10 protein-coding genes are annotated in these 9,603 nt (G+C 37.2%); 3 read left to right on the top strand and 7 right to left on the bottom strand.

Annotation, left to right across the window (positions count from 1 at the left end; genetic code table 11):
* The first annotated feature begins 6 nt into the window (after positions 1 to 6).
* From AWN68_RS02710 to AWN68_RS02700, 3 genes are all read left to right on the top strand, one after another.
* Positions 7 to 777, top strand: a complete 771-nt coding sequence (locus tag AWN68_RS02710) for an SDR family oxidoreductase (RefSeq protein WP_068411095.1) — start codon at positions 7 to 9, stop codon at positions 775 to 777.
* A 9-nt stretch (positions 778 to 786) separates the two neighbouring features.
* Complete coding sequence (gene fucP / locus AWN68_RS02705; RefSeq protein WP_068411091.1) at positions 787 to 2,097, top strand: L-fucose:H+ symporter permease; 1,311 nt, start codon at positions 787 to 789, stop codon at positions 2,095 to 2,097.
* 75 nt (positions 2,098 to 2,172) lie between these two features.
* Positions 2,173 to 2,502 (top strand): L-rhamnose mutarotase, encoded by a 330-nt coding sequence (locus AWN68_RS02700; RefSeq protein ID WP_068411088.1) that lies wholly within the window; start codon positions 2,173 to 2,175, stop codon positions 2,500 to 2,502.
* 117 nt (positions 2,503 to 2,619) lie between these two features.
* Here the strand turns inward: AWN68_RS02700 and AWN68_RS02695 are convergent, their stop codons facing one another.
* The 7 genes from AWN68_RS02695 to AWN68_RS02665 all read right to left on the bottom strand — a co-directional run bounded on the left by AWN68_RS02695 (position 2,620) and on the right by AWN68_RS02665 (position 9,390).
* Positions 2,620 to 2,880 (bottom strand): acyl carrier protein, encoded by a 261-nt coding sequence (locus AWN68_RS02695; protein ID WP_068411085.1) that lies wholly within the window; start codon positions 2,878 to 2,880, stop codon positions 2,620 to 2,622.
* Positions 2,877 to 4,322: an AMP-binding protein gene (locus AWN68_RS02690; protein WP_068411082.1), complete on the bottom strand. Its 1,446-nt coding sequence runs from the start codon at positions 4,320 to 4,322 to the stop codon at positions 2,877 to 2,879. The genes AWN68_RS02695 and AWN68_RS02690 overlap by 4 nt, the downstream gene beginning before the upstream one ends.
* Before the next feature lie 4 nt (positions 4,323 to 4,326).
* Positions 4,327 to 5,502 carry a hypothetical protein gene (locus AWN68_RS02685; RefSeq protein WP_157716045.1) on the bottom strand — a complete coding sequence of 392 codons (1,176 nt, stop codon included), beginning with the start codon at positions 5,500 to 5,502 and terminating at the stop codon, positions 4,327 to 4,329.
* A complete protein-coding gene (locus tag AWN68_RS02680; RefSeq protein WP_068411076.1) occupies positions 5,499 to 6,113 on the bottom strand; it encodes an LbetaH domain-containing protein in 615 nt (204 codons plus the stop codon). The genes AWN68_RS02685 and AWN68_RS02680 overlap by 4 nt, the downstream gene beginning before the upstream one ends.
* A gap of 12 nt (positions 6,114 to 6,125) precedes the next feature.
* Positions 6,126 to 7,070, bottom strand: a complete 945-nt coding sequence (locus AWN68_RS02675; RefSeq protein ID WP_157716044.1) for a hypothetical protein — start codon at positions 7,068 to 7,070, stop codon at positions 6,126 to 6,128.
* A 647-nt stretch (positions 7,071 to 7,717) separates the two neighbouring features.
* Positions 7,718 to 9,007 carry a hypothetical protein gene (locus tag AWN68_RS02670; RefSeq protein WP_157716043.1) on the bottom strand — a complete coding sequence of 430 codons (1,290 nt, stop codon included), beginning with the start codon at positions 9,005 to 9,007 and terminating at the stop codon, positions 7,718 to 7,720.
* A complete protein-coding gene (locus AWN68_RS02665; protein WP_084362734.1) occupies positions 8,968 to 9,390 on the bottom strand; it encodes a DUF4231 domain-containing protein in 423 nt (140 codons plus the stop codon). The genes AWN68_RS02670 and AWN68_RS02665 overlap by 40 nt, the downstream gene beginning before the upstream one ends.
* Positions 9,391 to 9,603 lie beyond the last annotated feature (213 nt).

Below are 9,603 nucleotides of genomic sequence, written 5' to 3'. Positions count from 1 at the left end.
AAACATATGGATCTGAACCTGAGAGATAAAATTTTTATAGTCACCGGAGGTGCAAAAGGAATTGGAGCGGCCATTGTTCGTCAAATTGCGGAGGAAGGCGGCATACCCATAATCTTCGATAAAGATGAAAAGGCGGGAGAAAAACTTGTCTCAGAAATTCAGGGTCGGTCTCAATTCTTTCAGGTCGATTTATGCAATACTGCCGAATGCGAAAAAGCCGTCAAACAAACGATTGCTTTGTTTGGAGCTATTCATGGACTCGTCAATAATGCTGGAATCAACGATGGCGCGGGATTGGAAAAAGGAAGTCCAGAAGCCTTCAGAACTTCCCTTCAAAAGAACCTCCACCACTTTTACGACATGGCTCATTTTTGCTTGCCTTACCTCAAAGAATCGAAGGGGACTATCCTGAATATTGCTTCTAAAACCGCGATTACGGGCCAAGGAAATACATCGGGTTATGCTGCGGCCAAAGGTGGCGTTTTGGCTTTGACAAGAGAGTGGGCGGTTGAACTTTTGGAAAGCGGCATCCGGGTAAATGCCATTGTACCTGCCGAAGTAATGACGCCACTTTACGCAAATTGGCTACAGACTTTTGATGATCCCGAAGCAAAGGTAAAGTCCATTACGGATAAAATTCCTTTGGGAAAAAGAATGACCACAGCCGAAGAAATTGCCAACACTGCCGTTTTCTTAATCTCCGAAAAGGCCAGTCATATTACGGGGCAGCAGATCTTTGTAGACGGAGGTTACACCCATTTAGACCGAACCCTTTAACCCGCCAATATGAAAGCATCAACCAAGGCAAAACTCGTTGACCGAAAAACGCTTCTCCCCTTCATTCTGATTACATCGCTTTTTGCGCTTTGGGGTTTTGCGAATGCGGTGACCGACCCCATGGTGCAGGCTTTCAAGAAGGTGCTAGAGCTGACTAATTCTCAAGCCGCTTGGGTGCAAATGGCATTTTATGGGGGCTACTTTTGCATGGCCTTACCTGCCGCATTATTCGTGAGAAAATACTCTTATAAAGTAGGCGTGTTAATCGGTTTAGCACTTTATGCTTTCGGGGCGCTTTTGTTTTATCCCGCAGCCATTACGGAGCAATTCTGGTTCTTTTGCCTTGGCCTCTACATTCTCACCTTTGGTTTGGCTTTTTTAGAAACCACAGCCAACCCATACATTTTGGCCATGGGTGCAAAAGAAACCGCCACTCAACGCCTCAATTTGGCGCAGTCGTTCAACCCTGTTGGGTTATTGGCTGGACTGCTCGTTGCGCAGCAGTTCGTGCTCAAAAAACTGCAGTCCGATGATATAGCAGACTTTGCTTCACTTGAGCTGGCGAAAAAAACCTTGATCAGAACCTCTGACCTGATGGTCATTCGTAATCCCTACGTCATTCTCGGCTTAGTGCTTATCGGCATCTTTATTCTGATTGCAGTGAGCAAAATGCCGCAGACAAAAGGCGATGGAGAAATTCCTAGTGTTAGGGCATCCTTCGATGCCTTGCGCAAAAACAAAAAATACGTACTCGGTGTATTGGCGCAAGTGTTCTATGTGGGAGCGCAAATCATGTGCTGGACATATATTTATCAGTATGCCGAAGCCATAGGCATTTCCAGTTCAGACGCAGCCAATTATCAATTCGCGGCCTTCATCCTCTTTTTAGTAGGAAGGGCAATTGGCACTTACCTCCTCAGGTTTGTCAATTCTGGTCAGTTACTCAAGTATTTTGCCCTATTGGCTGGAATAAGTACGGTGCTCACCATTTATGTGGAAGGAATTTATGGTTTGTATGCTTTGGTTGCCATCTCCCTTTTCATGTCCATCATGTTCCCCACCATTTACGGGGTTTCCTTGAATGGTCTGAATGAAGAAGAATCCAAAATCGGGGCAGCGGGCTTGGTAATGGCCATTGTAGGAGGCGCCTTATTACCCAAATGGCAAGGAATGATTATAGATTTAGGCGGAAGCGCAGTGAACGACACTCAAATTACGGGTGCAAGCGAAGTGAATTTCTCCTTTATCTTACCACTGCTCTGTTTCGTGTATATTGGCTGGTATGGAAGAAAGGTGAGTAAATTGGCGAATGAACTATAATTAACTGTTAATGTAACTACTCGCACGGATGTCCTCCTTTGGAGGAGGTGCCCGAAGGGCGGAGGAGGTAATAAAATGAAAAGATACTGTCTAACACTCGACCTAAAAAATGACCCTCAATTGATTGAGGAATACAAAGTCCATCATGAAAAGGTATGGCCAGAAATCATTGAAAGCATTCGCGTTTCGGGTATTCTAAAAATGGAGATTTACCTGCTTAGTAATCGGCTTTGCATGATTATGGAAACGGAAGATCATTTCTCATTTGATGAAAAAGGAAGAATGGACCAGGCCAATCCTAAAGTGCAAGCATGGGAAGCACTGATGTGGCAATATCAACAAGCCTTACCCTTCGCGCAGCCGGGAGAAAAATGGATGTTGATGGAAAGGGTTTTTGAGTTGTAGGTTTCTGTAGCGTTTGTAGAAAAAACAGCAGGGCATTCAGAGCACTTTCCCATCAGCCCAGCTGGATGTTTGTTGAGAGTGCCAAACTTGCTGAAACCCTTATCGGTCATTTGTTTTTTATTCTTTGTTGTAGCCGGTACTGTGCTTATTTATTTTTTCGTACAATTCAATGATCGCCCTCATGGTTAAATAATTTTCTATTTCTGAGTCAGGAATTTGAATTTCAAAATTAGTTTCTAAATCGTTGATAATAGCAACATGGTTTAAGCTATCCCAATTAGGTGTTTTTCCATAAGCTGAATCTTCGTTAAGCTGGTCAATGCTTATATTAAGTGCTGTTGCAACAATCTCCTTTGGATGCTTTAATTTTTTGCTCATGTTATTTTCCCCTTAAGCATGTTAAAATCAACCTTTTGATTTTGACTTCTTGGAATTTCTTTAATTGGGTAGAATCCATGTGGTATTTTATATTCTTCTAATACCGTTTTCAAATGATTCCTTAATTCAGAATCATTGATCCCATCGGTTGTTTCAATGAAAGAATAAAGCATCTCATTATTTACTAAAGTAACCGAAGTCAAGTTGAGGTATTCATTTATCCTAAAATCAATTTCATCCAATTCTACCCTGTATCCCTTTAATTTGACCTGCCTATCTTTACGGCATGAGAAATAAATGTTCCCTTTTACCTCATTCACCAAATCACCAGTTTCAAAACTTTCAACCAATTGTCCATCTACATTGATTTCTTTGAATTTTGAATCAACTACGTTGCCCAAATATCCCTTTCCAATAAAGTCGCCATAAATTGTAATTTCCTTTTCTTCAAATTCCTCAAGACCATTTAGTTGGAGACTCCAACCCGGAATCCCTTTGCCGATGCTCATAGAAAAAAGTGAAAGGTCAAGATAATTTGTAACGTTCAACTCCTGCCAAGCACAGAACAAGGTTCCTTCTGTTGGTCCGTACGTATTGAAAATTCTCAGAGAATTATTCTTTTCCAACAAAAATTCAACCTGATGCTTCTTCAATGGTTCACCACAAAAACTCATCAAACGCAGAGATGAAAAATTGTAAGTTCTGCTTTGAAAATTTTTGATCATGAATTCTATAGCACTTGGTATTGAATGCCAAACAGTAATTTTTTGATTTTCTATTTCTCCGGCAGGGCGAAATTTCTTAGCGGACAAATTGTTCATTGAATACAGAGTAGCACCAGAACATAAACAAGTAAAAATATCTACGATGCTCAAGTCAAAACTCAAAAAGGAAAACTGTCCCCACACGTCATTTTCATTAGCTCCATAAGTTGGTATTGACCATTCTAAAAATTTGTTCAACGCTTTACGACAAACCCTCACACCTTTTGGGGTGCCCGTTGAACCAGATGTGTAGATAATATAAATAATATCTTCTCCATCGTAAGAAATATCAACATCAGTATCGTTTGTATATGAAAGTAAACTTGTAAAAGTGATTGAGTCAATTGGATTCAACTCCAAAACTTTTTCTTCTGATGAAACAACAATCAAGTCAGGAGAAAACTCATTTATTATCTGCTTTTTCCGCTCCAAAGGAGCGGCAGTACTAAGGGGACAATAAGTTCCACCCACATTAAGAATGGCAATTATTAAAGCATACGCTTCTATTCCCTGATCTAAATCAATTACAATTTTGGATTGTGGCCCCAATTGATGAGAAATAGAATTAACAAGAATGATAAAATCACCATAGCTGATTTTTCGCTTTCCGTCAATTACAGCAATGCGATCGGGGTAATTTTTTGCATTGTCTTTTATAAGTTCAATAGAATCTTTCACAGTATTAAAATTTCAACGGAAAGATATCCTCACTAGAAATCTTTGGACACTCCACATAGCTCTTAGAAATACTATTGTGAAGATTTTGAATTTTAACTTTAAAAAAACACTCAAATGCCGAGTCATTTATATCATTGAGGTTAAACTTCTCCATGACCGTCTTCACATTTTTATGAGCTACTGTATGGTACGAAAACGCTTTTGCCGCACCCCACACACCAAAAGTGTGTATTCCATGGATTAGTACAACAGAATACTTAGGGTTAAATGGGTTTGGGAAGCGAGCGAAATAACCATAATCTATAGATATCCTATTATCTTTTTTCTGCGCTTTGTATGTCTTACCATCAAGTAGTAGAACTTCACAGTCTTCCGAGTAAGAGAATTTAGAGTCTATTTTTTCCATCATGGTCGCACATAAACTGTTACAGTAACCACTTTCGTCACCTGGGCCACCGAGAACCACAATATTACCTTCATGATTATCAAAGTCGGTTGCTTGAGAAATAGAAGGTTCTATATTAGGGTACAGTCTACTTAAAAAGGTCATTATATCTAGTAAAGCTCCTTTGTCACCAAGGTTTTCTAAGAATAAATAGTCAGCTGCAGAAGCAGTGTTTTCTTCTATATTTTGAATTGAAGATACAACAATACTTAACCTTGGCTCTGAGTTAGTATTAAACCAAATTTTGTCTATAAGCTTCTTATAAATGAAATCATTCTTTAATAATCCTTTAAACAAGGCTACTATATTATGGAGACATTTTTTTCGTAGCTCATCAAAATTTTCGTAGCGAACAGCAATTTCATCCTTCATGTCGGCAGGTAAATCAAAGTTTCCAAATGACTCGTTTGTTTTGATCAGCAATGCCGGGATATTTAAACCTTTCATTAATCCATATTCGAAAAATATATTGGGGTTATTTTCGGTTACATCAACTAATGCAAAGTGACTTTTTGCTATACTGTTTTTTATTTGCGTTGGCAATCTATTTTGGAAATCCACAAACTCAAATGTAGTGTCTAGTTCAAAATCATTATGTTCTTTCCTAACAAGGCTTTCTGCTTCAGCAAGCAGGAGTTTTATATTAGTTCGAAATTTTTCGAGATCATAAACGCCATTATCAGGTTTAAATGGATGGGATACAAAAACGTTAATAGATGTGTGATTTTTTCTCATTTGCATCTTGGTTTAATGAATCCTCTCAATGATTTTACTGTTTGTTGTTTGCCCATGATTAATGCTATTCCTTCACCAATGTCAGTTTTAACAATTTCACCAGCACCGATGTAAGCACAGGGTCCAATTCTTCTGGGGCCAATTATTATGGCATTTACCCCAACTACACTACCTCTATAAATGATAGGTGACGGCTCTTCCGTTTCATCCCAATTGCGATTTGCATCTCTATGGGAATGAGCTATTTCCCCATGATAGGTAACATCATCTTCTATAATAGTTCTGTCTGCAACATTTCCACAAATGATGCAATTTTTGCCAATCTTTGATTTTCTAGCAACTTCTTTTCCAGAAAGAATCTGTGTATTACACCCGATCTCAGTTTCAAATCCAATAACACACCTGTGGTCTATATATGCAGAATCTCTTATTACCGCACCAAAGTGGATTACACAGAAGGCACCAATCTGAACATTATCCTCAATAATCAGGTCACCGTCATTAGGGTCACCAAAGCCGATACATGAACCTTGTCCAATTGTGACATTCTTACCAATCTTCACTTTGCTATGAACAAAAATCCCAGTTCCTATTGATTTATAAGATTTCATATAGTCGCTTTATTAATTTTCAATGCTTTTGGAAAAATACATATGCGAATTTTTTTGTTCCAGAGATTTTTGAAGGGAATGCCCGTCAAGTTGCTTTAACCATTCTAAAAGTCTAATACAAATTCTGTGACCATGATGATTTCTTAAATCCAGAGAACGTTCATTTATTTTTTCAATAAATTTTATCCTTTTTGCTAGTACATTACCCCAAAAGGAATAGTCCATAGATAATGCTTGGTAGTTTTCAAAAAGACCATTTATGGCGAGTTCCCCTAATTCTTGAAATACGGCCTTATCAATAGTCCATTCTACCTCTTGATTCATACTATGGAATACAGTATATGGTATAATTAATTGTTCCATTTCTTTTTCAAGAAGCTGCAATATCCAATCTTCATTATAAATGTTGTAAAATCTATGAGTGATTGAAGATGGTGATAAAAACAAAAACCCCCCAGATAACATTTTGGGTCCTTCAACAATAACGCCTACTTGCTTTGCGATATGACCAACAATCGAATCATCCTCAACTCCTTTCAAACTACATGAAACAAAACAATTTCCGATAAGCGATTCGAACCCAACTTCTATTACTTTTTCACCTATACCTGATATGTCGTCATCAACAAATAGTACTTTCTCATACCCCAAAAGAGTTGAATGATCTAATGCAAAATTTCGAGCAATTCCTAAATTCCAAGTCTCATCCCCCAATAATTGACTATGGTTAGACTTTCCATTCATGCTGTAAAAGTCCCAGTATTGCCTTGCCCCCAGGTATGTAGCATTGGAATATTTGTTTATACTTATTATATTGTTTTTAATATATTCTATATTATTAGAATCATCAATTATATAAATAACATAATTTATTTTAATAGTATATAATTCATGAAGCAACCTTTTGAGTTCCATTGTACGATTGCATGTGAATATATATATGGCACTTTTGTTCATACTCGGAGGTTTTTCTTGTATTGGCTACAACATTGTATAATGCGCACTTTTATGCACGTTATATTTCTATAGTTTACAAAAAGTGAGCGTTGGCACACCCAATAGGGTATGCTAAACACTTTTTACAATTTCCAGAAAAGCACGATGAGTGAAAGTGGAAGGCATGTTTTTCTATAATAAAGAAAGACATTTAGAAGAATATTTACAAGTGGTAAGCCGCATCTCTGATTCCTGTATGCCATGGGAACAAAAGGGGGAGGCTCTTTCGATGTTATTACGAAGGAATTATATCCTCAATTCATTTGCATTGGTAATGCAAATTGTCAGAAAGTCTAGCCTCTCTAATGCGGAAAGATATTCAGGAAAACAGAAGCGAATATTGGAAAGTCATAGCACCCTCGATTGAGTAAATATTCCAACTCATTTCAGTAAATTGGAAATATCAACAAGCCTTACCCTTCGCGAAGCCAGGTGAAAAATGGATGTTGATGGAGAAGGTTTTTGAGTTGTAGGTTATGGCAACGTTTAGCTAAATTGAGTCTGTGCTCCATTTCCTAAATACTCTGAAGTTCCCAACTCTCACCATGGTATCTAATGGATCAGTTCGCATATTCATTTTAGCATTTGTTAGGGGTGGTATAGCTAGTTTATTTGTGATCAAAATATTTTACATTTTTCGCAATTCCCGGTTCAATAGCAATCCTATTTTCAACATTGTAAATCACCTTATCTAAATGTAAATCTACAATTTCCAAATATCTTTTTCTATAGTCTGAGTTTATCTTAAGTCTTTTAGGGTCTGGTAGTTCGCCAAATATTATTAGATATAAAATATCAACGGCATGAAATGGCACCACAATTCTTGAATTATCTTTTGGATAATGACACATCTTTATACAAAATCTGTTTTCGCTTTGAAGGTAGTTGGATATGTACAAAAAAGTGTTTTCGTTGTCAAACTTTGGCAGGATAAATATTTCAATTTCATCATGATTGCTTGTTTTCTTAAGTTTGAAATTGCTTGAAGCGAAATGTTCTTCATCCTTACATCCCTCAATCCCCTGGTTTTGGCAATAAATTAAAGCTTCCTTTTCATCATTAAATAGGTAGTGAATTCCACCATCAGCGTAGCTTTCAGAAATTGCACTTGAATTGGCCTTTATCTTTAATAAACTATTATGAAGAAAAGGGACATTCGTATAGAAGTTGTTTTCATAATCTGCAACTAGCTTATCAGCCATATTTTTGGTTTGGGTCCTAAATGTTATTTTTCTCGCTCCATCTGGACAATCGATACACTCATCATCTAATTCCTTTTGATCTGGCGCTATTAGTTTGCTACTCTCTGTTATGTTACAGTCGGAAATGGCATAAACCACTTCTTTGAATTCGGAAATCAAATCGACACTGACAATCTCACCCTTTAAATATACGCTCAAATATCCTGGATTGTAATTGACAGTGTTATCAATCCACTTGATAATTTTTTGACGCAACTGTGGCGATTGGATCTCCTGAGAATCAAAGCTGGTATAAAGGAAAGGTTTAATATCCGTAGGGAGTTTATCAGCTAAGCTATTTTGAATGAGGATCAGAATATCCTTTTTTAATGCCAGTAGGTACCCTATCTCCAAAAAAACATTGGGGTTAAAGCCAGAATTTGTTGGGCTAAAATTATCAATAACAACAACGCCATAAGAACAGTGATCCATGAATTGTTTAATGTTCCCCCAAGTTTCTGAGTGAAGGTTCTTTTCACTAGCATCAACAATTTTCAATCCTCGTTCACGAAAAGAATCTCTTACTGTCTTAATAAGGGTGTTTCGATCATCACGTTCCTCAAATTTCCTTATTAGAAACCCGATTCTTCTGTTACCAAATTCCGTTTCAAAATTGCTCATTGCCCATGATCTTTCTTGATAAAGAAATTTTTCCAATTTATGTGTTCAGACTTGACAATGGCTTCATGGTTCTCAACGTAATAGTTAAACTTACCCTCTTGAGAGTATGGCCCTGTATTGGTAAGGAAAAGCATTTTTTCAGATTTTATTGTTTCTGCAGTAGTTCTATATTCCATCCATTGTTCTCGGAACTTCATAAGTTCAGAAATACCTACCAAAATAATTACAGAAGAACTTAAAATTGAAAGCAAAACATTCTTAATGCCAAATTCTACATTTGCGATTACTGAGATTGATGCTGAAATCATGACTACTAAAATTCGAAATGTTAAATGAGCGGTTCGATATTGCTTCGCTCTACTGTCATAAAAACAATAATCCAAATCAACTCTTGATTTAATGTATTCTTCCCGTTCCATAGATTTTTATTTAATCACCCCTAACACTATATAACGCTCACTTTTATGGGCGTTTATTTCTAATAGTTTACAAAAAGTGAGGGTTAGCAAATCCAATAGGGTATGCTAAAAGCACTTTTTACAAAAAAAGAAAAGCACGATGAGTGAAAGCTGAAGGCATGTTTTTCTATAATAAAGAAAGACAATTAGAAGAATATTTACAAGTGGTAAGCC

It is taken from the genome of Roseivirga echinicomitans (genome assembly GCF_001592935.1).
Taxonomy (GTDB): domain Bacteria; phylum Bacteroidota; class Bacteroidia; order Cytophagales; family Cyclobacteriaceae; genus Roseivirga; species Roseivirga echinicomitans.
The sequence above is the reverse complement of the archived record's forward strand: the minus strand, read 5'-3'. Positions and strand labels throughout refer to the sequence as shown.